A 23923-nucleotide genomic window follows, 5' to 3' on the forward strand; every position below is an offset into this window, starting at 1 on the left:
CTTCTGAAATTTATAGGTAATTCGAACAGATGAGGACGGTTATTGGAACAATGACACATACATTTAAAAAAATAGAGCCACAATGAAACACCCACAGGAAAACAAAACCGATTCACAGGAAAGACTACGCCCAAAGGTTTTATTCTTCGACGTTAATGAAACGTTGTTGGATCTGACCAATATGAAAAAACAATTGGGCCATGCATTAGGTGGTAAAGAAGAACTACTCTCCCTGTGGTTTACAACAATGTTACAGTATTCCATAGTGACTTCAGCCAGTGGGCAATACCAGCATTTTGGACATATCGGGGCTGCTACATTACAAATGGTAGCAGCCAATAATGGTATCACGATTTCCCAGGATGAAGCCAGAAAAATTGTTCTTACATCTTTACGCTCACTACCTGCACATCCCGAGGTCAAGTCCGCCTTATCTCTATTGAAGAAGCACGGCTACACGTTGGTTTCGTTTACAAATTCATCCAATGAAGGGGTCAAAAATCAATTTCTAAATGCTGGCCTTACGGATTATTTTGATGCCTGTTTAAGTATAGAGGATGTTGGAAAATTCAAACCGTTTACCGATACTTATGCTTGGGGAGCCCATAAAATGGGTGTAAACCTTGATGAGTGTATGCTTATTGCCGCCCATGGTTGGGATGTTGCCGGAGCACTTTGGGCCGGATGGCGTGCCGCATTTGTCAGTAGACCAGGCCAACAATTATATCCGTTGGCCCCTAGGACAGAAATTGTAGCATCCGATTTAAAACAAGTAGCGGACATACTTATAACTTATAAATAGCAGTGGGATTTGTTCTTATATCTACCATTACAAAACAACCTACTAGAGCGACTTCCCATCCCTCCTGTGCCCCTCTTCCCCCACTAAAAGGTGAAGACAAAATTCCAAATCGATGTGGCATATAAAATAAAAATAGCCTATTAAAAAAGAATCCTAAAACAAATCGATAAATTTGAACTTAAATATGCCCGTACACATAATTCGGATTATCCCGCTTTCAAAAGAAATAACCACCGATGACTAAAAAAATAAGCTTGAGGGATGCCATTTCCATAGGAATTGGAGGTATGGTAGGTGGTGGTATTTTTGCCGTCTTAGGCCTAGCCGTATCTTTGGCTAAAGGAGGTACCCCTATTGCCTTTTTGTTTGCCGGAATTTTAGCCTTGATCACTTCATACAGTTATGTGAAACTTTCAAAAAAATACCCTGATAGGGGCGGAACGGTAAAGTTCATTAATCAGGGGTTCGGTAAAACAGTCTTTAGTGGTGGCATGAACAATCTTTTATGGGTTAGCTACATCATAATGCTTTCCTTATATGCTTCGGCATTTGGTTCTTATGCCCCAAATTTATTGGAAATAACCCATGACAAAAACATGGATTTTCATATTTACGCCAGTGCCATCATCATTCTGGCTACCTTAATCAATTACTATAGTATCGCTGTGGTGGGTAAGATAGAATCCTACGCGGTGATCATTAAATTAGTGATCCTGATCGCATTTATTTTTATTGGGGCCTACGGCTTGATCGGAAACCCCAATATGGCACAACTCGCAATGAGTGAATGGGAAACACCTATAAAGCTTTTCGCCGGGGGTATGGTCATTTTCGTAGCCTATGAGGGCTTTGAACTTATCGCCAATGCGGCTCCCGATATCGTTGATCCTGAAAAGAACATTCCAAGAGCTTATTATTATTCGGTGATTTTCGTAATCGCATTGTATATTATTATTGCCTTTGTAACCGTAGGTTCACTTCCCTTCCAAAAAATTGCAACGGCCCAGGATTACGTTTTGGCCGAAGCCGCTAAACCCATGCTGGGCAAAATTGGATTCTCGATAATTAGCGTTGCAGCCTTAATATCCACATTTTCGGCAATCAATGCCTCACTATATGGCGGAAGTAGGGTCAATTTTGAAATCGCTGAGGATGATGAATTACCCCATAACTTTTTGGCGAAGTTATGGAACCACCCAATTGGTTTATTGATAACCGCCATAGCTACATTGATTTTGGTCAATGTATTGGAATTAGAGAGCATTTCAACTGCCGGAAGTGTTGGCTTTTTACTTATTTTTGGGGTCGTAAACCTTGTTGGCTTTCGGTTATCGAAAGAAACGGATGCCCATAAAACCATCCCCTTGATCGGTTTTGTTTTATGCATACTCGCAACCTTGGTTTTAATAGCACAAGAATACACTTCGAATACCACTGGAGTACTCATTTCCATGGTACTTATCGGATTTTGCTTTTTAGTGGAATGGATATATAAGAAAACAGAAAAAAACTGAATGGATCATTTAATAACCTTTTCGATTACCGTATTCACGGGTTTTTTCGCCATTATGAATCCGATTTCCAATTTGCCTATTTTTCTGACTCTGTTAGAGGGTACCGATAAAAAAACAAAACAAAGAGTGAACAAAAAAGCGGTGCTTATCGCTTTTGTCATTGTTTGTGTCTTTGTCATCCTGGGAAAATTTATATTTGAATTATTCGGTATTACCATACCCGCTTTCAAAATAACGGGAGGTATCCTTATTTTCTATGTCGGCTTTGATATGCTTCAGTCCAAAAAATCCAATGTCAAACATTTGCAGCAACCCAACATTGATGAAAATATTGCCGTTTCTCCCCTAGCCATCCCTATTTTGGCAGGTCCCGGCACAATTGTCACGGCAATGAATTTTGTTTCCAATGCATCGTATGTCCATATCGGATTAGTGATAGTTATTTTCGGATTGATGTGTATACTGACCTACATAACGTTTAGCCTCAGTGAGATCATTGCCAGTAAAATAGGGGATAATGTCATTTCCGTAATTGGGAAAATAATGGGCTTGATCATTGCAATTATAGGCACCAGCATGGTGATCGAAGGAATAAAAATATCCTTTGACCTATAAAAGGACAGAACTGGACAAGATCTAATGCAATAGATCGTAAATTAGGATTGGCTTGAGTAACTTTAAATAACATTCAGGATTTATGAAAACAATAAAAACCCTTTCAATCTTCATTCTGGCATTACTAGGTCTTGCTGGAATTATCAGTGTTTTTTCAGAAGGATTTATTCCGTTCTTATATATAGCCTTTGGCTTCCTTTTTCTGTATTATTTGATGGTCTACCTTGGGCTTACTTTTCTGTATAGGAAGGATAATGTTTTCTCGAAATACGTTTTGATAACCCTTTTTTGTATGCCGCTGGCATGGGCGTTGTTCAACCCTACGGGACTGTTTGAATTTTTATTGCAAGGGGTCGACGTCAATTTCCCATAAAAAAGCAACAAGGATTCATGTAGTACACCCAATTTCAAATAATCATATAAAAAAAGCCTCCCTATAAAAACAGGAAGGCTTTTTACTTTTATTCCTGATTATCGCAGGAACGCTACTTCATTAAAGAATATAATCCGTACTTACGAAGTTGGAAAGTTTGGCTTCCAACAATTTTTCCACAATCTCGGTATTCAGGTCATTATCCTTAAAGGCCACAAAAGTCCGTATAGAGAAAGAGCGCAAGGCATCATGCACACTCAAGGTGGACTGGGCAGAATCCTTTCTTCCCGTAAACGGATAAACGTCTGGTCCCCTTTGGCAAGAACTGTTTAGGTTTACTCGGCATACCAGGTTCACCAAAGTATCGATCAATGGGGCTACGGCATACACATCCTTACCAAACAAACTCACTTGTTGTCCATAATTACTTTCTGCCATATCGTTCAACGGCTCTTCAATATCACTAAAAGGTACGATAGGGATAATCGGTCCGAATTGTTCTTCTTGGTATACTCGCATATCCTTGGTTACCGGATATAAGACCGCTGGCCAAATATAGTTGTCAAAGCGTTTTCCTCCTTTTTTATTCAGGATTTTTGCTCCTTTAGCTACGGCGTCATCAATAAGTTCCTGAATGTAATCTGGTTTACCGGGTTCTGGTAAGGGCGTCAAATTCACTCCATTATCCCAAGGATTCCCAAATTTCAAGGCATCTACACGCTCCGCAAATTGGGTATTGAATCCGTCCGCAATATTTTCATGGGCATATACTACTTTTAGGGCAGTACAACGTTGTCCGTTAAAAGACAGGGTACCCGCCAAACATTCCTCAACGGTTAAGGAAAGATCCGCATCTGGTAAAATTATAGCCGGGTTCTTGGCCTCTAACCCCAAGACCAATCGCAATCGGTTACTTTTAGGGTGTTGGTTTTGCAGGGCATTGGCCGATTTACTGTTTCCAATCAAAGCAAGTACATCTACCTTACCGGTCTGCATAATAGGTGAGGCTACCGCCCTACCCCTACCGAAAAGGATATTCACAACGCCTTTAGGGAAACTGCTTTTAAAGGCATCGATCAAGGGAGCGATCAATAAAACCCCATGTTTCGCTGGCTTGAATATGGTTGTGTTCCCCATGATGATTGCAGGAATCAAAAGGGCAAAAGTCTCATTCAAAGGATAATTATAGGGGCCTAAACATAAAACCACACCAAGTGGCCCTCTTTTGATATGGGCATAGACACCGTCCTGTTTTTGAAACTTGGCCGCATCGCGATCCATTTGTTTATAATCCTCAATAGTATCGTAAATATATTCCACGGTACGGTCAAATTCCTTTTGGGAATCGGGCAATGATTTACCAATTTCCCACATCAACAATTTAACAACTTCCTCCCGCTTGGTTTTCATCTTCTCGACAAATACTTCCATACAGGCGATACGGTCCCTAACCAACATGGTTGGCCATGCCCCCTGACCCCGATTATAGGCTCCGGTCGCCGCATCCAAGGCCTCCAAAGCTTCCTTTTCCCCCATATCAGGTATCGTTCCAAGCAATGTAGGTTTATATTTTTCAGTACTGGAAATAGTGGAATATACCTCAGTAACTTTTCCTGTCCATTCCTTTAATTCCCCATTGACCAAATAAGTGGTCTGGTTCAAGGTTTTTGTAATTTTATATTCAGATGGTATTGCCATACTATTTAATTATTAAGATTAAAATTCAACTACAAAATTATGGGTTTAACAATAAAGAACAACCAAAGAATACTTAAGAGTTTATTTTTATAATAAATACTCCCCTAAATGTGACACTACTACACCAAATATTGGAATAAATCGGGTTTATCATTCAAGTACTCCCCATAAAAATTATCGGCCTTCATTCGTTCGATCAAAGGAGCGAGGTCAGCCGGACTCTTCAATTCGATTCCCACAATGGCCGGGGCATTCTCCTTGCTCGACTTTTTGGAATACTCAAAATGGGTAATATCATCGTCTGGTCCCAATATGTCGGCCACAAATTGTTTTAAGGCACCAGGGCGTTGTGGAAAACGAACGATAAAATAATGTTTCAACTTTCCGTATAACAAAGCCCGTTCCTTAATTTCTGCCGTGCGGGTAATATCATTATTACTTCCACTTACTATACAAACCACATTTTTACCTTTTATCTCCTCGGCATAGGCATCCAATGCCGAAATCGTCAAAGCCCCTGCAGGTTCTACCACTATAGCATCCCTATTGTAAAGATCCAAAATTGTCTGGCAGACCTTGCCTTCGGGAATGGCGAGTGTATCACTCAAATGCTTCCGACATATCCCAAAGGTTAAATCCCCAACCCTTTGCACAGCAGCCCCATCGATAAATTTATCGATTTTTTCCAAACGGGTATTCGCTCCCTTCTCAATCGAGATTTTCATTGAAGGTGCCCCTTCGGGTTCTACCCCTATTATTTTCGTGCTTGGGGATAGGGCACTAAAAACACCACATAAACCGGACGCCAGACCACCTCCCCCAATGGCCACAAAAACATAATCTATCTGGGACTCTACTTGATCAAGAAGCTCCAACCCTATGGTTCCCTGGCCCTCAATAACCTTTTCATCATCAAAAGGATGCACAAATGTTTTATGGGTCTCCTTGCAAAATTGTAATGCTGCTTGGGAAGAATCATCGAAAGTATCCCCTTCCAGCACTATGGTGATTTTATCCCCACCGAACATCCTAGTTTGCTCTATCTTTTGTTTTGGGGTTACCGATGGCATATAAATTGTCCCATTGATACCTAGATGATGACATGCAAAAGCAACTCCTTGTGCATGGTTGCCCGCACTGGCGCAAACCACACCACGCGACCGCTCTTCTTGGCTAAGGGAACTCATTTTGTTGAAAGCCCCGCGAATCTTATAAGATCGTACACGATGAAGGTCTTCCCTTTTTAATAGTATTTGGGCCCCAAATTGTTTGGAGAGTCGAATACTTTCGTCCAAAGGGGTTACCCTTGCAACCTTACGGATAGTTTCCGCAGCAGCCTTGATATCTTCTATTTTTGGAAAATACGTCATATTCAAAGATAAATAGTCCTATCGACTTATAACCGCCAACAGGATTCCTAAATAAAAAAGACCTGCTAAGTTCTTAAAACCTAGCAGGTCTATTATATACTACTAATCCATTATTAAACGATAGGCTTCATCGCTGTCATAGAAGCTCTTAAACGGGCTCCGACGATTTCGACCGGATGCTCTCTGAGCGCCTTATTCACAGTAATCAACTTGGCATTGTCAACACCATTATCCTTCCCTTCCCCGAAGTGCTTACCAATAACATCGGTTTCGATACCTTTCATAAAATCGGCCAATAAAGGTTTACAGGCATGATCGAACAAATAGCAACCATACTCCGCAGTATCGGAAATTACGCGGTTCATCTCGAACAATTTTTTTCTTGCAATGGTATTTGCAATCAACGGAGTCTCATGCAATGATTCGTAATAAGCCGATTCCCCAATAATACCTGATTCGGTCATTGATTCAAAGGCCAATTCCACTCCAGCACGGACCATAGCCACCATTAAAACACCATTATCATAGAATTCCTGTTCACTGATTTCAACATCGCTGGCAGGTGTCTTTTCAAAGGCGGTTTCCCCGGTTTCGGCTCTCCAAGTTAAAAGGTTTTTATCATCATTGGCCCAATCCTCCATCATCGTCTTGGAAAAATGACCACTCATGATATCGTCCATATGCTTATGGAATAAAGGACGCATAATGTCCTTTAATTCTTCTGATAATTCAAAGGCTTTTATCTTGGCCGGATTCGAAAGACGATCCATCATATTGGTAATACCACCATACTTTAAACCTTCGGTAACGGTTTCCCAACCGTATTGGATCAATTTTGAGGCATAGCCGGCATCAATACCTTTTTCAATCATCTTATCAAAACAAAGGATCGACCCTGTTTGCAACAAGCCACAAAGAATGGTTTGTTCACCCATAAGATCCGATTTAACCTCTGCAACAAAAGAGGATTCCAATACCCCAGCCTTGTGACCTCCGGTAGCGGCGGCATAGGCCTTGGCCTGTTCCAATCCTTTTCCTTGAGGGTCATTATCAGGGTGTACCGCGATTAGCGTTGGTACTCCAAAACCTCTTTTATATTCCTCACGAACCTCTGAACCTGGACTTTTAGGTGCGACCATGATCACAGTAAGGTCCTTACGGACCTGCATGCCTTCTTCCACGATATTGAAACCATGGGAATATGATAATGTAGCCCCTTGTTTCATTAATGGCATTACGGCACTTACAACACTGGTATGTTGTTTGTCCGGGGTTAGATTGATCACCAAATCCGCCGAAGGCACTAATTCTTCATACGTTCCCACGGTAAACCCATTTTCTGAGGCATTGATATAGGATTGCCTTTTTTCCTTGATGGCCGCTTCACGAAGGGTATAGGAAATATCAAGACCCGAATCCCTCATATTCAATCCTTGGTTAAGGCCCTGTGCCCCGCAACCTACAATTACTATTTTCTTACCTTTTAAAGCAGTTACACCATCCGCAAATTCACTAGAATCCATAAATCTGCATTTTCCCAATTGGGTCAATTGATCCCTTAGTGATAGTGTATTAAAATAATTTGCCATTTTAAATTCTCGTTTTTAGCCCCGATATCCATCGGGATTGATTATTAATCTTGATAAAAATTATTTAAAAGTTTACTGATCGGCATCTCTGCCTTTGATACCGCTATTCTTCCTGAACGCACAAATTGCATTATACCATAAGGCAATAAGGCCTCGTGCATTTCATCGATCTCATGTCGTCGGCCTGTTTTTGCCAAAACAAAAAAGTCCCTTGCAACCGTTACGATCTGTGAATTGCTATCCTTGATGATATTCTGTATTTGACGTTCATCAAAGAGAAGGTCCGATGCTACTTTAAATAGTGCGGATTCTTGATAGATGATTTCATCATCATCATGATGAAAAGCCTTGATCACTTCAATTTGCTTTTCAATCTGCTGCACTATTTTTCGTGTCCAATCCTCAGTGGTATTGACAACGATCGTAAATTTCGATACGTTTTCAATTTCCGACTTTGAAACGTTGAGACTTTCTATATTGATATGTCTTTTTAAGAATATCCCTGATATCCTATTGAGTAATCCCACATTATTTTCAGCATACACTGAAATCGTAAACCATTCTTTTTTCATAATAAAAGTAACACTAAGTCTGTTCGAGCGCAGTCGAGAACTATTTTCCAATGATGATATAGGCCTCTCGACTGCGCTCGAGGGGACCTACTTAATATTTTTTGACCGCAATGACCAATCCGGTGGACCAATTCATTTTAGTAATTATAAAATCTTTTCTTTCTTCCAGTAAGGCAATCAACCCATCAACATGCAATTCATGTCCTTCTGGCCAATTGGACTGTGCCTCCATATCATCGATAACATAAAATCCACCTACTTTTACCATGGATAGGATTTCCTCTATTTCAGAATATTTTCCAGGCCATGCATCGGCAAAAACCAGATCAAAGGATTGATTCCTATTTTCTTTGATCCAAGCAGCACCGTCACCACATAAAAGGGATACCCTAGGGTCACTGCCGAAATTATCCTCTGCTATTTTTATCAATTCAGGGTCATTATCGATAGACACAATCCCGGAACCTTCATCCATCCCATCCATTAACCAGGATAAAGACAAACCAATGCCTGTACCCAGCTCTAAAAACTTTCCTTTAGGTTTTGAAGCAACCAAAGTTTTAAGCAAGGTACCTACATACAGATCCGAGGGCATGGTAAAACCGATTTTCTTAGAGGTTTCTTCCAATGCACTGTAAATCCGTGGTGTATCCTGAATGTTCGAATCGTTCATTCTACTTCAATCTTATTTCCGTTACACAAGCTCCTGAAGGAATCATAGGAAAAACATTGTCCTCCTTCTCAACCATGACTTCCAAAAAGTAAGCATCTTTGGATGCCAACATTTCCGCTACCGTAGTCTTTAAATCCTTTCGCTCTGTAATTCTTTTGGCCGTAATATCATATCCTTCAGCGATTTTGACAAAATTAGGATTGCACATAACGGTGGAAGCATATCTACTTTCAAAGAAGAGTTCCTGCCATTGACGTACCATTCCCAAATGTTCATTGTTCAAAACTACAATTTTCACCGGTGTTTTATTTTGGAAGATGGTCCCTAATTCCTGGATGGTCATTTGATACCCACCATCACCGATGATAGCAACAACTTCCCTATCCATAGCGCCCATCTTGGCACCAATTGCAGCAGGTAAGGCAAAGCCCATGGTTCCCAATCCGCCAGATGTGATATTACTTTTGGATTGCTTGAACTTGGAATACCTACAGGCAATCATTTGATGTTGTCCTACATCGCTAACAATAACCGCTTTATGACCGGAGGCGATATTGATTTCATTGATTACCTCGGCCATGGTCATACCTTCCTTAGTAGGATGCAATTCGTCTTTTATGACAGCATCATACTCTATCTTATATCTTTTCTTGAATTCATCATGCCACGCTTCGTGCTTGTTCTTTTTGATTTTGGGCAACAACAAGCTTAATGTTTCTTTTGAATTTCCCAATACGGGAACATCCGCAATCACATTTTTGTTTATTTCAGCAGGATCGATTTCAAAATGAATAACCTTCGCCTGTTTGGCATAGGTATCCAAACTTCCGGTTACCCTATCATCGAATCGCATACCAATGGAGATAAGCACATCACATTCATTGGTCAACATATTTGGCGCATAATTACCATGCATCCCTACCATTCCCACATTCAAGGGGTGGTCAGAATCCAAGGCGGAAAGACCTAGCACGGTCCATGCAGCAGGAATCCCAGCTTTCTCGATCAATTCCTTCAATTCATCTTCAGCATGACCTAAAATAACCCCTTGACCGAATACGATCATGGGTTTCTTGGCTGTATTGATCAATTGGGCAGCAGCATCAATTGCCGATGCATCAGGTTTTGGCACCGGATTATAACTGCGAATACCCGTACAATGTTTATAACTGAAATCCAATTCCTCGATCTGGGCATTTTTGGTTATATCCACAAGAACAGGTCCTGGACGCCCAGATCTTGCGATATAAAATGCCTTGGCCAAAATCTCTGGAATCTCCTCAGCCCTTGTAACCTGATAATTCCACTTGGTTACCGGAGTTGAAATTCCGATAATATCAGTCTCCTGAAAAGCATCGGATCCCAATAACTCCCGTGTTACCTGTCCTGTTATACATACCATTGGGGTAGAGTCTATTTGCGCATCTGCCAAACCTGTGACCATATTCGTGGCCCCAGGTCCTGATGTAGCCATTGCTACACCGACTTTACCGGTAACCCTTGCATATCCTTGGGCAGCATGGGTCGCCCCTTGTTCGTGTCGGGTTAGGATATGGGTCAGTTTATCCTGAAACTTATAAAGTTCATCATAGACTGGCATAATTGCCCCACCAGGGTACCCATAAAGTAAATCAACACCTTCCGCCAACAAACAATGTATTATTGCTTCAGCTCCACTAATCTTAATGGTAGCCGGTTTTTTTGCTTCTTTTTTCTTTTCTTTCAAAGTCTCCATAACTATTAACACTTATTGGGCGGTCGTAATCATCACCCCTTAACTCCCCAAAAAAAGGGGTACATTTTGATTATAATTTCCTAGAATTCATCGGTAACACAACCTTGGGCTGCCGATGAGACAGAACGGGCATATTTATACAATACCCCTTTTTTGAATTTCAATTCCGGTTGTACCCACTCAGCTTTACGCTGTGCAAGTTCTTTTTCTGAGACTTCTACATTGATGGAATTCGTTTCGGCATCAATTATAATGGTATCACCATCCTTCACCAAGGCAATAACACCACCTTCTTGTGCTTCAGGTGATATATGCCCAACTACAAATCCATGGGTACCCCCTGAAAAACGACCATCAGTGATCAATGCCACTTCTTTTCCCAAACCTGCCCCCATAATGGCAGCAGTTGGTTTTAACATTTCGGGCATTCCCGGCCCTCCTTTAGGACCTTCATACCGAATAACAACGACATCCCCTTTTTTGACGAGTCCGTCGCGTATTCCATCATTGGCATCATATTCACTGTCGAATACCTTTGCCTTACCTTTAAAAATCAGACCTTCCTTACCTGTAATCTTTGCCACTGATCCATTTTCCGCCAAGTTACCGTAAAGCATACGCAAATGGCCTGTAGCCTTGATAGGCTTGTCCAAAGGCATTATTACATCCTGACCTTCCTGCAAATCAGGAACATTCTCCAAATTCTCCGCCAAGGTCTTACCGGTAACCGTCAAACAATCACCGTGCAAAAGACCATTCCTCAATAAATATTTCAATACCGCTGGAATTCCCCCAACACGGTGAACATCTTCCATCAAATACTTGCCACTTGGTTTTAAGTCGGCGATAAAAGGGGTTGTATCACTAATATGTTGAAAATCCTGCAAGGTAAAATCGATATCGGCAGCCCTGGCAATAGCAAGGAAGTGAAGTACCGCATTTGTCGAACCTCCCAGAATCGTTACCAAACGAATGGCGTTTTCCAAGGATTTTCGGGTTACAATATCCAAAGGCTTAATATCTTTTTCAATAAGGACCCGCATTTGTTTTCCTGCCTCCAAACATTCCGCTTCCTTATCCTTACTAATCGCTGGATTAGAGGAATTATAAGGCAATGACATTCCCAATGCCTCTATGGCAGAAGCCATGGTATTGGCTGTGTACATACCGCCACAAGCCCCAGCTCCTGGAATCGATTTCTTAATGATACTTTTGAATTCCGATTCCTCCATGGTCCCGGCAACCTTCTCGCCCCATGCCTCAAAAGCAGAAACGATATCCAATTTTTTATGGTTATGACAACCCGAGGCTATAGTTCCCCCATATACCAAAATAGCAGGTCTGTTTAAACGCAACATGGCCATTAAGGCTCCTGGCATATTTTTATCACACCCAACCACTGTCACCAAAGCATCATAAGACATGCCCTGCACAACGGTTTCCATAGAATCTGCAATAATATCCCTTGACGGTAAGGAAAATCGCATGCCCGGTGTTCCCATTGATATACCATCACTAACGCCAATGGTATTGAAGATCAATCCGACGGTTTCCTTGGAATTGACCCCTTCCTTCACCAATTTGGCCAAATCATTCAAATGCATATTACAGGGGTTACCTTCGTATCCTGTACTTGCAATGCCGACCAACGGTTTATTAAAATCCTCATCCTTAAAACCAATCCCGTACAACATGGCCTGGGCCGCTGGTTGCGTAGGGTCTTGGGTAACATTCTTGCTATATTTATTCAATTCCATCCAGAAAATAATTATTGATGATTTATGCTATCGCATGCTAATTAACAATCAAATATAATTCAATAATGAAAGCTAAATTTTTAACAATGATGCCTGCTCTAAATCCAAGACTTGTATAATTTATACAAATTACTGGTTATCATATATTTAACTTGACTTTTTATACCATATTCAATACTTTTAATATCTTTAGAAAGTCATGTTATGAAGTATAAAAAAGGCCATTCTTATTACGGGGTAAAAGACAAGGATGGAATTACTTTGGCTTATTGGAAAGCCCTTTTATCCGGATTGGCCCAATAGCTATGGAAACATGATAGTCATCTTTTTATTCGCTACATTTGATTTCATTTCAATCGTATGGACATACTTAAAAGACAACGTGATTTTTTTGATTCCCACCAAACAAAAAATGTGGCTTTTCGCAAAAAGGTCCTAAAGGGTTTGCAAAAGGAAATCGAATTGAAGGAAGATGTAATTTGCGATGCGTTATATTCCGATTTTAAGAAGCCTAAGTTCGAAACCCTGGCTGCGGAAACCCAGTTTGTTCTTGCCGAATTGAAATTGGCCATTAAGAATATTGCCTTATGGGCGCGACCCGAACGAAAATCAGGTACGTTATTGAATTGGCCTTCCTCTGATTGGATATACAAGGAGCCTTATGGTTCGGTTTTGATCATTGCTCCTTGGAACTATCCTTTTCAATTGGTATTTGCACCCCTAATCGGAGCCATTGCGGCAGGTAATACCGCCGTGGTAAAACCCTCTGAAGCCACCCCGCATACTTCAAGAATCGTTCAGGAAATCATAACCAAGGTATTTTTGCCGGAACATGTGTCGGTTGTAGAAGGGGGTGTGGAAGTCTCCCAACGATTACTCTCACAAAAATGGGACTATATCTTCTTTACGGGGAGTACCCGTGTAGGTAAGATCGTTTACGAAAGTGCGGCCAAGCATTTAACACCGGTTACCTTGGAATTGGGAGGTAAAAATCCATGTATCGTTGATGACACCGCTGCAATAAACCTTGCTGCCAAAAGAATTGTCTGGGGTAAATTTTTAAATGCCGGACAAACCTGTATCGCCCCGGATTATATTTTAGTACATAATAGTGTAAAGGATAAACTTATAGAGGCCTTAAAACGAAGTATTAAACAATGTTTTGGAAAGTCCATCGAAACCTCCCCGGATTATGCCCGTTTGGTCAACGAAAAGCACTATAACGGTTTAAAAGCGATGTTGCAGGGCGAGGCTATTTTATTTGGTGGGGAGACCAATGATAGCGACAACTTTCTAGCTCCGACCCTGGTCAATGAACCCAAAGTGGATAGCAAACTCATGGAAGGGGAAATATTTGGACCTATACTCCCGATCATAGCCTATGACAACGATGGGGTTATTCATGAATATATCACTCGATACGGTAAGCCCTTGGCCACTTACGTGTTTTCCACCAATAAAAAATTCCAAAATAAAATCATTACAGAATATGGCTTTGGAGGTGGGGCCATAAATGATACGGTCATCCAAATCACGAACAAGAAACTCCCTTTTGGCGGTGTTGGTGCCAGTGGCATTGGTGCCTATCACGGAAAGTCCTCCTTTGAATTGTTCTCCCATCAGAAAGCAATCATTAAAAAAGCCAATTGGTTGGATGCCCCACTTCGGTATCCCCCTTACAACCTTCCTTTAAAATTGATAAAAAAAGTAAAACATCTTTTTTAAAACCATGGAAAAAACAGTTACAGAAGCCATTGCATATCGCCGTTCGGTTCGTATCTACAAGGATGATGCCTTGGATGACGAAAAAGTAAAACAATGTTTGGTTAATGCCTCCCTGGCCCCAACCAGCAGTAATATGCAATTATGGGAGTTTTATCATGTGACCGACAAAACAAAACTCAAGGCCTTGGCAAAGGTTTGTTTTGACCAACCTGCCGCCAAAACCGCGCAGCAATTGGTGGTAGTCGTTACCCGCAAGGACCTTTGGCGTAAACGGAGTAAGGCAAATCTTGAATTTTTAAAAAAGGGGTATGGCACTAAGTCGAAGGAAGATTATTCTACCCGGGAAAAATTCACGCTGAAATATTACAGTCAACTTATTCCTACCCTCTATATGGAGTTCTTGGGTATTTTTGGGGCGTTGAAATATGTGTTTTTCCAGATGGTAGGCCTTCTTAGACCTATCTACAGGCAAGTACGGAATTCAGATATGCGTATCGTAGCCCATAAGAGTGCTGCCTTGGCCGCAGAAAATTTTATGGTATCCATGGCAGCGATCGGTTATGATACCTGTCCTATGGAGGGCAGTGATACCTTAAGGGTCAAAAAGATTTTAAATTTACCAAGGGGAGCAGAGATCAATATGATCATTGGTTGTGGCCTACGGGATGATAAAGGGGTTTACGGACCAAGATTTAGGATACCCTTTGAAGCGGTGTACCATAAAGTCTAGGACATACTTTGCCATATTCGTATATCGAAAGCTGATTGCAGGTAAAAAACCTTAAGCCAACTTAAAAGTAACTTTATCCCCCAATTTCTTTTGCGCCAAAATAGAGATGGCCTTGTCACTTAATTGCAGGATCCTAGGATATCCCCCGGTTGTTTGCCCGTCTTTCATCAAAACGATCAATTTGCCCGAAGGTGTTAGTTGCACCGTACCCGGTAGGGTTGCAGAAGTCAACATAGACCAATCATGGCCCTTGATCTTTTCGTTGAATTGATACCCCATCCTGTTGTATTCCTTGGCTACGGTAAATTCCTTTATAAAAAGATTTTCCAATTGCTCATCGTCCAATAACTTGAATTCTGGACCTTTCGAAACTTTCAAAACCTTTTCATCCAAAAGTGATTTTACCTTTAGCTCACTTATTTTAGGTTCAAAATCAATATACGTATCATACTTCAATTCCTCATGATCTTTGAGTGAACCTCTTTTCGTTATCGGATAGTACTGAGATCGGCTTCCCAACACCTCTTTGGATTTAAAACCGTTCTTAATGGCTAAATAAGCCCTAAAACCATTAATCAATTTACCATAGGAAAGAATATCACCTCTCTTAACCTTATGGACCTTGTTATTAGAAATCGGTTCATTGTTCAGTGTTGTCGCAAATTCCGCCCCAGCCAATGCAATGTAAGTATCCCGTTCAAATTGTAAGGTCGGACCAGTCATGGTTATTTCCAAAACGGCTGCATCGTGGTCATTCTCCAATAATATATTGGCATTACGAACCACACCTACATCCATTACCCCTGATACGGGAACACCCTTATCGCGATATCCAAAACGCCCTTCATCCTGAAGGGTCGTATAAAAACCGGATTTTAATACCTTAAGCATCCAACTTTATTTTTTCAAATTGGTAAATTCCTACTTCCCCTTGGATCTTATGCAAGTCGTATTCTGCCCGGGAAATAGCATAAAACTGTATTCTATCACCTACATTCACAAAACAGGGTTCCTCCCGTTTAACATCAAAGATAGGAACCGAGCAATTACCGATTATATTCCACCCTCCCGGCGATTCCTGTGGATAAATACCGGTTTGTTTACCAGCCAGGCCTACAGCCCCTTTCGCAACCTTCTGACGGGGTTCCAATCGTCTGGGTACTTCCAATTCCTTTGGCAATCCCCCCAAATACATGAAACCGGGCAAAAAACCGATACCGTATACCGTAAAAACATTTGAAGTATGCAGTTCAATAATCCTCGCTACCGATTGTCCCAATCTTTCTGCAACTTCCTCAAGGTCTATTGCAAAATCGAGATCATAGCACACAGGCAATTTCCACAAATACCTCAACCTACTTTTGACCCCAACCCGTTCACGATACCAAATTTTCAATTGTGCCTTGAACATCTGATAATCGATGGTTCGCTCCCTATCTATCAAGGTAAGGGAATTATAGGCTGGAACCATTTCCCATTCCTGTGGGTCTAAATAATTTTGTTTTAGGAAGGACCTAAATTGAATAATGTCCTCCAAAATAGCATCATCTACTTCATTAGGCCATTCGATCAAAACAGCATGCTCCCCAAAGGATCGTATTGAAATCGGATATTCCATCACTTTTTGATATAGATTTGTTGCTTGGGCAATTCCTGCGAAAGATACATTAAAATTTGAAACGCATTCGGGGTATCGCCATGAAGACAATACGTGTCTGCATGTATGGCCCGTTCAACACCACTAATCGTAATCACCTTTTCTTTTTCGACCATAGTAACCAAGTGACCCAAAACGGCTTTAGGTTCCTTAATGACCGCTGAGGGAAGGCTTCTGGAAACCAGACTTAAATCATCATTATAATTTCTATCCGCAAAGGCTTCAAACTTTACTGCAAAACCCTGTTCTTTAGCTTTTAGGGCTATGATGGAATCCGGCGGCACATATAATACCGTGGAAGGTTTATACGGTTCAATGACCGATAAAAACATATCGGCCAAAGCAGGGTTCTTGGCCAAATCGTTATAAAGGGCCCCATGGGCCTTTATATGATTTAATGGTATCTTTTCCTTATTTAAAATTGTTATCAGGTCGTTTATCTGGCGTTGAATAGCCTTTTTTAGCAAATCGTCTTCAATAACCATTGTTGTACGCCCAAAATTCCCGCGGTCAGGGTACGATGGATGCGCTCCGACAAGCACCCCATATTTTTTTGCCAACGCCACGGTCCGGGCCATCGATCCAATATCGCCCGCATGTCCACCACAGGCAATATTGCAAGATGAGATCAAAGGGAGTATATCCGCTTCATTGCCTATCCCCTCTCCTACATCACAATTGATATCGATAGTTATCTTTTTCATTTATAGAAAACCCAAAACTTTAATGATACTTTTTACCCCTAAAACCAACGCCAAACCTATAATCACAAAACCAAGTACATTCTGCATTTTAGTGTTGGTATATTTTCCCATAACCGTGGATTTGTTGACCACCCAGAACAGGAAAATAGCGATTACGGGCAGTAATATTCCGTTGGCCACTTGGGCAAATTTGATAATTTCAATCGGTTTGATTCCAAAGGAAAGAAAAAACACCCCCAACCCCAGAATAAACATCCAAACCATCCTAAATCGCTTATCTTTTAAACCGGCTTTCCAGCCAAAACAACTATTGGCCACATACGCCGCGGCCAAGGGGGCGGTAATGGCGGATGTTATACCAGCCGCGAACAGACCAATTCCCATAAAGTAATGGGCACTCTTCCCATATAACGGTTCCAAGCCTTTCGCCAGGTCCATGACATTGGTTATCTCCCCACTGGGTATGGAAGCGGCCGCAATAACTATGGCCATGGATACCAATCCCCCCAAAGCTATTGCCATTATCGTATCCTTTCGGGCATATGGTAGGTCTGATTCGTGCTTCCATTTTTCACGCACCAGGGAAGCATGTAAGAACAAGTTATAGGGTACCACCGTTGTGCCGACCAAGGCCATCATATTCAATATACTACCTTCGGGTATTTTAGGCACAAAGGTCCCTTTCAATATGGCAAGCAGATCGGGTTTGGTGACCATAGCCGTGAGAAGAAAGGAAAGGCTCATCATCAGGACCAAGGCAATAAACACCTTCTCCAAGACCTTATAACTACCCATAAATAACAATACGAATGCCAAGGCTCCGATGATTAGGGGATAATACACCGAATGTTCCGTTCCGAAAAGGGCATTCATTCCTAAGGTAGCACCGCCGATATTTCCTGCTTCATATGCCGCATTACCCAATACAATGGCGGCCAATACAATACCTAAAAGCAGGGTACGGACCCATGGAATATCCAATTCGACCTTTATGGCATCTGCCAAACCATTTTGGGTGATTATCCCCAACCTTGCAGACATTTCCTGTAAAACTGCCGTGGCGATAATAGAAAGGAATAAAGCCCATAAAAGGGAAAAACCAAAGCCCACTCCGGCCAAGGTACAGGCCGTAACAGTCCCTGGACCAATAAAGGCCGCTGCCACCAAAACTCCAGGGCCCATTTTTTTAAACATACTATTCTGAATGGTTTAAGGCGTACAGGGCAAAAGTTCCCAACCAATGGGTACCCTCATAATTATCATCCACGATACTTGATAATGAATAATTTAGATGTTCATCTGCTATTTTATTCAAATACGAATATTCCGGAAGCGTTTTGGCTATGCCATATAGACACCATGCCCGGCTAAAGTTAAGTCCATCGATATGTACCAGTTTCCCATCGGTACGATCGGATACCTTTCCGGGTTCCATAACAAAGGATGGTTTTGTCAATTGCGGCAAAAAATTCTTGATCCAATGTTTGAATTCCTTAGCGGTCAACACCTTTCGAACCACATCTGCCTCTTGAAGGCAAGGTGACAAAAAGTCGAAACCACTTGGTTCCCATTCCAATGGACATTCAATATCTTTTATATAAAAGCGTTTGACACTCTTTTTTATGATTTCTTGAAGCTCCAAATGATTCATTGTTTTGGCATAATCCCATGCCAATGACATACCGAAAGCCGTATTGCTGTGTTCCCCAACACGAATGGGATAATTCAATTTGGGAAGAAAATCAATATAGCCCTGTACAATTATATCTACCAAGGGTTGAAGATTAACACTCAATTCTTTTGCCATAGGGTCATCCCAAGTATGGAGTTCCTCTGCCAATTTCAGTAACCAGGCCCAACCATACGTACGTTCATAAGTGGCATTCCCTTGCATCCTAAAATAGCTTACTTCGGATTCTATATTCTCCTTGGATAAGTTCTCTGTCAGTTTCGTTCGAATTGCGGCAGCTTCATTTATATTGGGAAATTGCTTTAAAAGTGAAACCAATGACCAATGCCCATGCACCGAAGAATGCCAATCAAAACAACCATAAAATGCCGGATGCAAGGATTTCGGATTCCTGAGATGGGACGAATCCTGCAATGTTTGCCCCAATCTATTCGGGTATTCCGTCTGCATACACCCAAAAGGTAGGCTTGCGAGCCTATTGGCCTCTGACAAGTTCAGTTCTGGCCTAATCGCTTCCTTTGTAGTTGTTTTTTGCCTGTCAGCCCCTTCCTTACAACCAAACATTAAAAGCAATAAGAAAAGCATCGTATTGGATTTCATATAATTTCTAATCATAATATACTGTCTTAAATAACCCATAAAGTTACACATTATGACCCAATAGAGCGTGCCATTCCTTACTGAAAAATATCATGTTTCAAAATGTGCGTTTCACCACAGTTTTAACATTCTAAAATGCAGTTCATCTAAAAAAATGCAGTTCATCTAAAAGTGGGATGCAGTACATCGAAAATTTATAATAATCCGAAAAGTATGCGGTTATAATAATCCCAAATCAAAATCAAACTAGTTAAATGACCTGTTTAGAATGTAGTAAGAAACTCGATTACTTAGAACACAGAAAATCAATGGACCTTTTAGGTGTTGAGCTTTGTGAAAACCACCAGACCCGAATGGTTAAGTTGATCGAGATGAAGAATACACCTACCGAAGCCATACAACTCTACTATGGCTTAAAAGAGGCCGGTGTAAGCGCCATGTTGGAATGGTGGGATGGCAATAAATCGGTTGATATAGCCATTTCGAGGGTGAAATTGAATATCGAAATCGATGCTGAATATAGTATGCTGACCCATGAACAAGCTATAAACGACTTGGAAAGAACGATGCATTCCTTTAAAAATGGGTTTACCACAATACGTATACCGCATGTTTTGATCAAACATTACCTAAAGGAAACCGTACATAACATCCTAGGAATAATGGAAGGATTAAAGGCGAATATCAAAGTTATTTAACCCTGATGGATAGTATCTGTACAACCATAAAATGCAGTCATGAGCAATACCAAAAAAATATTGACCCAACCCTTACGGATTTTCATTGTAGCCATGTTAATGGGTCTACTAATGAAAGTCCTTGGTTGGCCCATGGCTACCCAAGTTATGTTTGTCTCCTTTACGACAATCGGTATACTCTATAGTTTCCGTTTTTGGAAAAAACCCATAAAGCAATTTAAGGATTACAACAAATTGATTCTGGTTCTTTTCTGGGCCATCAATGGTGTTTTGAATATCTTGGATGTACAACATACGATTTATATCCATTTGGTCATTGCCATATCCTTTGTGCTTTGGTTTGTACTGGAAGGTGCAAGCTATCTTATACATGGTAATCAACATACAAAAAACAGTACCCTGCAATTACTATGGAATATCGCTATGGTCTTTGGCACCTTGGCCATAATCGCAGGGAGCTTAATGAAAATCCTACATTGGGAATACGCCCTTTCCTTACTCGTTCTAGGGATTGTGATTGTTTTCGCCTATGTGTTCCGGGATACTTTTGCCGTGGAAGGATTAAAGAACGAAGATACGAATGGGGAGGAATTACAGGCATAGCGATTCACGACCTACATTCCCAAAACTATTCATTTACTATCCAATTCCCTTAATCAAACTATTCATATTAAACGCAGGACATTATCCAATTGACGGGATATTACCCCATCGATCAATGTTTCCTATAATAGGGCCCAGTTCCTATTCCCCAATCATTGATAGGGCAAAATTTCGAGACATAAACAAAGAATCAACCCTACAACGAATTTATTTCCCTTTACACGAAGCAAAAACGGATTAATGCAGATTCAACAGTTATTTGTATACCAAACAAATGAAAATGAAAAAACAAATCAAACCACAAAATAGGTGTTATGCATTTTGCGCCTTTTGTTTTTTAGGGGCCATGTATGTACTACTTTTTTGGGTATAATTCCAAAGAATGAAAATGAATGAATAGGACCGGCATATTGAATATCCAAAGAAATAAGATACCGAAATACAATGGTTTTTCAAAGTAGCCCAGGCACAACAACAGTTTTAAACCTTCTTTAATAATCCCTTAACGCACCAATCTTCCCGTTGTATTACCCCCCAAGATATTGGTGACTTCCTTTAGGGTCGTTAAATTCACATCCCCTTCGTAAGTGTGCTTTAGGGCACAAGCAGCACTGGCAAATTCCATGGCTTGGTAATCATCATATTCCTGTAGGCCATACACCAAACCTGCGGCGAAGGCATCTCCGGTCCCAATTCGATCAACAACATGGGTGATATCCAGATCCTCAGTTTCACGGAACTCCGTTCCATTCCACATTCTCGCCCTTATCTTATGCCAAGATGAGTTTAAGGAGGTCCTAATTTTATCGAAGACCTTTTCTATGGATGGGAAAGTCTGCATCAACTGTTTACTCGCCTCGATAAAATCGTCGTTCGAATATCCATATGAAGTACCTAAAACCTCATTGATTTCATTAATACCCCCAATAAAAATAGTGGAATCGTGCAATAACTCGACCAAGGCTTCCTTAGGGTCCTGTCCGTATTGCCATAGGCCACTGCGGTATGTGGGATCGGCAGAAACAACCATCCCTTTTTTCCTTGCCAATTTCAATCCCGCCTTCAGTGTATCGAAAGCCCCTTTGGATAAGGCGGGTGTAATACCCGTCCAATGCATCCATTCCCCATTTTCCAGGGCACTCTCCCAGTCCACTTTCCCAGGAACCATTTCAGAAAATGCGGAATGCGATCTATTGTAAGAAATCGTACTCGGTCTCATTACGGCTCCAACTTCCAAAAAGTAAACTCCCAATGGGCGTTTTGATAATGAGATCATAGAGGTATCCACGCCAAACTTTCTAATGTACGAAATGGCGGCTTCCCCAATAAAATCATCTGAGACCGCACTAATATGTTTTACATCCCCACCAAAATTCGCAATTGAAATACCCACATTCAACTCTGTACCACCGAAGAAAAATTCAACAAGATTTGATTGAATGAATTTTTTATTGCTTGTTGGCGAGATACGCATTAATACCTCACCGAATGTAATAACTTGACCCATACTTTAATTTTGACACTAAATTACCAAAGGATAATCAATTAAAGAACTCCTAACTTGAAAAAAAATCATTTGGAAGGCTCATGATTTGCTTAGTATATGGCAGCTTCGACCTATCCATTTAGGTTTGTAACATATTGGATATAAGGCGTTATAAAAATAGGATCTGTTTGGAAAAATTTCAAATCATAAAAACGAAGAAGTATTATAAATACAAATAACCCAACAATCAAAGTATGTGTATTAATGCTACAAACAGCACTAATTTCAAGCCCTCAATGATATTCCTCCAATACTGCTAAAATCCATTTAAAAATCACCTGTAGATCAATGGAACTTCAAAAGGGCCGAATACCGACGATATTTCAATTCCAATTCCAAATTCCTTGATTACGACATATTAAGGTCATTAAGTGGCGTCTTTAGAAAAGGAAGATCGTTTTAGAATTGAAGTTGGTGTGACTTATAGAGCAAAAGTAGCATCGGTCATTACGATTCTTGAAAAAAGTGCCAAGGAACTTCCTGATGTTTATGATGAAAAATGAAAGGAAAACACCAAATTGAAGAATGAAACTACTGCCAATAGCAACGATAAAAGCCATTCTAACTTATATATAGAATGGATTTGGAGTCCAACGACACCAAAGTAACCTTTATAGAATTAGGTTCGGTAAAATGCATTCCTTGTTGTAAAATGCTAAAAGTCATAAAATCAGTTGAAAAAAAGTATGGTGATCAGGTCCATACCATTTTCTATGATGTTTGGACCGAAGAAGGAAAACCTTATGCAGAGACCTATAAGATCAAAGCCATACCGACCCAAGTATTTTTGGATGAAAATGGTAAGGAATATTTTCGACATGAAGGATTCTTCCCTGAAGAGGAATTGACGATAGTTTTAAAACAACAGGGTGTGAACTAAATGATATGTAGTATTAAATATATATCGTATATTTGCGATAAGGATATGAAGAGAAGTTTAGAACATATAGAATATGCTGAAGATACGGAAGCGTTGGCAAAAATAGCCAAAGCATTGGGACACCCTACACGTATTGCCATCCTAAAACATCTAGAAAATCAATCCTGTTGTTTTACCGGTGACTTGGTAGACGTACTTCCTTTAGCCCAATCTACGGTTTCACAGCATCTTAAAGAATTGAAAAATGCGGGACTTATTCAAGGAGAATTGAAACCGCCCAAAATAAAGTACTGTATCAATCAAGAAAACTGGAATACGGCAAAAGCTTTATTCCAACAGTTTTTTCATTGATATTTTTTTATTAATCATATCGTTTATTGCCGATGTACAAA

The 23923-nt window shown here is 40.7% G+C and carries 23 protein-coding genes; 10 read left to right on the plus strand and 13 right to left on the minus strand.

All coding sequences use genetic code 11. The features are described from left to right. Positions 1–82 precede the first annotated feature (82 nt). From HPE56_RS06520 to HPE56_RS06530, 3 genes are all read left to right on the plus strand, one after another. On the plus strand, positions 83–802 hold the full coding sequence (locus HPE56_RS06520; RefSeq protein WP_188242970.1) for a haloacid dehalogenase type II: 720 nt from the start codon (positions 83–85) through the stop codon (positions 800–802). 236 nt (positions 803–1038) lie between these two features. Further along, positions 1039–2316 (plus strand): APC family permease, encoded by a 1278-nt coding sequence (locus tag HPE56_RS06525; protein WP_188242971.1) that lies wholly within the window; start codon positions 1039–1041, stop codon positions 2314–2316. Then, complete coding sequence (locus tag HPE56_RS06530; protein ID WP_188242972.1) at positions 2317–2931, plus strand: MarC family protein; 615 nt, start codon at positions 2317–2319, stop codon at positions 2929–2931. A 493-nt stretch (positions 2932–3424) separates the two neighbouring features. On the opposite strand, the gene HPE56_RS06535 is transcribed toward HPE56_RS06530, so the two are convergent. From HPE56_RS06535 to ilvD, 7 genes are all read right to left on the minus strand, one after another. Beyond that, complete coding sequence (locus HPE56_RS06535; protein ID WP_188242973.1) at positions 3425–5002, minus strand: NADP-dependent glyceraldehyde-3-phosphate dehydrogenase; 1578 nt, start codon at positions 5000–5002, stop codon at positions 3425–3427. 119 nt (positions 5003–5121) lie between these two features. Continuing rightward, positions 5122–6372, minus strand: a complete 1251-nt coding sequence (gene ilvA / locus HPE56_RS06540; protein WP_188242974.1) for a threonine ammonia-lyase IlvA — start codon at positions 6370–6372, stop codon at positions 5122–5124. 113 nt (positions 6373–6485) lie between these two features. Next, positions 6486–7961: a ketol-acid reductoisomerase gene (gene ilvC, locus HPE56_RS06545; protein WP_188242975.1), complete on the minus strand. Its 1476-nt coding sequence runs from the start codon at positions 7959–7961 to the stop codon at positions 6486–6488. Positions 7962–8005: 44 nt separating this feature from the next. Continuing rightward, complete coding sequence (gene ilvN / locus HPE56_RS06550) at positions 8006–8533, minus strand: acetolactate synthase small subunit (RefSeq protein WP_109653437.1); 528 nt, start codon at positions 8531–8533, stop codon at positions 8006–8008. 91 nt (positions 8534–8624) lie between these two features. Continuing rightward, the gene (locus HPE56_RS06555) at positions 8625–9206 is read right to left on the minus strand and encodes an O-methyltransferase (protein WP_188242976.1); all 582 of its coding nucleotides are present in this window, start codon (positions 9204–9206) and stop codon (positions 8625–8627) included. A 1-nt stretch (position 9207) separates the two neighbouring features. Beyond that, entirely contained in the window at positions 9208–10941 is a 1734-nt protein-coding gene (gene ilvB, locus HPE56_RS06560) for a biosynthetic-type acetolactate synthase large subunit (protein WP_188242977.1), read from the minus strand. Between the two features lie 80 nt (positions 10942–11021). Beyond that, the gene (gene ilvD / locus HPE56_RS06565; protein ID WP_188242978.1) at positions 11022–12698 is read right to left on the minus strand and encodes a dihydroxy-acid dehydratase; all 1677 of its coding nucleotides are present in this window, start codon (positions 12696–12698) and stop codon (positions 11022–11024) included. Between the two features lie 360 nt (positions 12699–13058). On the opposite strand from ilvD, the gene HPE56_RS06570 reads away from it, so the two are divergent. Then, the gene (locus HPE56_RS06570; RefSeq protein ID WP_188242979.1) at positions 13059–14423 is read left to right on the plus strand and encodes an aldehyde dehydrogenase; all 1365 of its coding nucleotides are present in this window, start codon (positions 13059–13061) and stop codon (positions 14421–14423) included. A gap of 4 nt (positions 14424–14427) precedes the next feature. Next, complete coding sequence (locus HPE56_RS06575) at positions 14428–15153, plus strand: nitroreductase family protein (RefSeq protein WP_188242980.1); 726 nt, start codon at positions 14428–14430, stop codon at positions 15151–15153. Positions 15154–15204: 51 nt separating this feature from the next. Here the strand turns inward: HPE56_RS06575 and HPE56_RS06580 are convergent, their stop codons facing one another. The 5 genes from HPE56_RS06580 to HPE56_RS06600 are packed head-to-tail and all read right to left on the minus strand — an operon-like array spanning position 15205 to position 19819. Further along, a complete protein-coding gene (locus HPE56_RS06580; RefSeq protein ID WP_188242981.1) occupies positions 15205–16044 on the minus strand; it encodes a 5-oxoprolinase subunit C family protein in 840 nt (279 codons plus the stop codon). Continuing rightward, positions 16037–16771 (minus strand): 5-oxoprolinase subunit PxpB, encoded by a 735-nt coding sequence (pxpB, locus tag HPE56_RS06585; RefSeq protein ID WP_223170219.1) that lies wholly within the window; start codon positions 16769–16771, stop codon positions 16037–16039. The genes HPE56_RS06580 and pxpB overlap by 8 nt, the downstream gene beginning before the upstream one ends. Beyond that, a complete protein-coding gene (gene pxpA, locus HPE56_RS06590) occupies positions 16771–17514 on the minus strand; it encodes a 5-oxoprolinase subunit PxpA (RefSeq protein WP_188242983.1) in 744 nt (247 codons plus the stop codon). Before pxpA ends, pxpB begins: the two co-directional genes overlap by 1 nt. After that, positions 17515–18708: an Nramp family divalent metal transporter gene (locus tag HPE56_RS06595; RefSeq protein ID WP_188242984.1), complete on the minus strand. Its 1194-nt coding sequence runs from the start codon at positions 18706–18708 to the stop codon at positions 17515–17517. Position 18709: 1 nt separating this feature from the next. After that, positions 18710–19819, minus strand: coding sequence for a DUF2891 domain-containing protein (locus tag HPE56_RS06600; protein ID WP_223170220.1), 1110 nt, complete (start codon positions 19817–19819; stop codon positions 18710–18712). 239 nt (positions 19820–20058) lie between these two features. On the opposite strand from HPE56_RS06600, the gene HPE56_RS06605 reads away from it, so the two are divergent. Then, positions 20059–20502, plus strand: a complete 444-nt coding sequence (locus tag HPE56_RS06605) for a hypothetical protein (protein WP_188242985.1) — start codon at positions 20059–20061, stop codon at positions 20500–20502. Positions 20503–20541: 39 nt separating this feature from the next. Beyond that, entirely contained in the window at positions 20542–21105 is a 564-nt protein-coding gene (locus HPE56_RS06610; protein ID WP_188242986.1) for a hypothetical protein, read from the plus strand. Positions 21106–21607: 502 nt separating this feature from the next. On the opposite strand, the gene HPE56_RS06615 is transcribed toward HPE56_RS06610, so the two are convergent. Continuing rightward, positions 21608–22612, minus strand: a complete 1005-nt coding sequence (locus HPE56_RS06615) for a sugar kinase (RefSeq protein WP_188242987.1) — start codon at positions 22610–22612, stop codon at positions 21608–21610. Positions 22613–23022: 410 nt separating this feature from the next. Between HPE56_RS06615 and HPE56_RS20455 the strand changes: the two genes are divergently transcribed. The 3 genes from HPE56_RS20455 (at position 23023) to HPE56_RS06625 (ending at position 23882) form a co-directional block, all read left to right on the plus strand. After that, complete coding sequence (locus HPE56_RS20455) at positions 23023–23154, plus strand: hypothetical protein (protein WP_262890267.1); 132 nt, start codon at positions 23023–23025, stop codon at positions 23152–23154. A 74-nt stretch (positions 23155–23228) separates the two neighbouring features. Then, entirely contained in the window at positions 23229–23531 is a 303-nt protein-coding gene (locus HPE56_RS06620; protein ID WP_188242988.1) for a TlpA family protein disulfide reductase, read from the plus strand. Between the two features lie 45 nt (positions 23532–23576). Continuing rightward, entirely contained in the window at positions 23577–23882 is a 306-nt protein-coding gene (locus HPE56_RS06625) for an ArsR/SmtB family transcription factor (RefSeq protein ID WP_188242989.1), read from the plus strand. Positions 23883–23923: the final 41 nt, after the last annotated feature.

Source organism: Maribacter aquimaris (genome assembly GCF_014596745.1).
GTDB classification, from domain to species: Bacteria; Bacteroidota; Bacteroidia; order Flavobacteriales; family Flavobacteriaceae; genus Maribacter_A; species Maribacter_A aquimaris.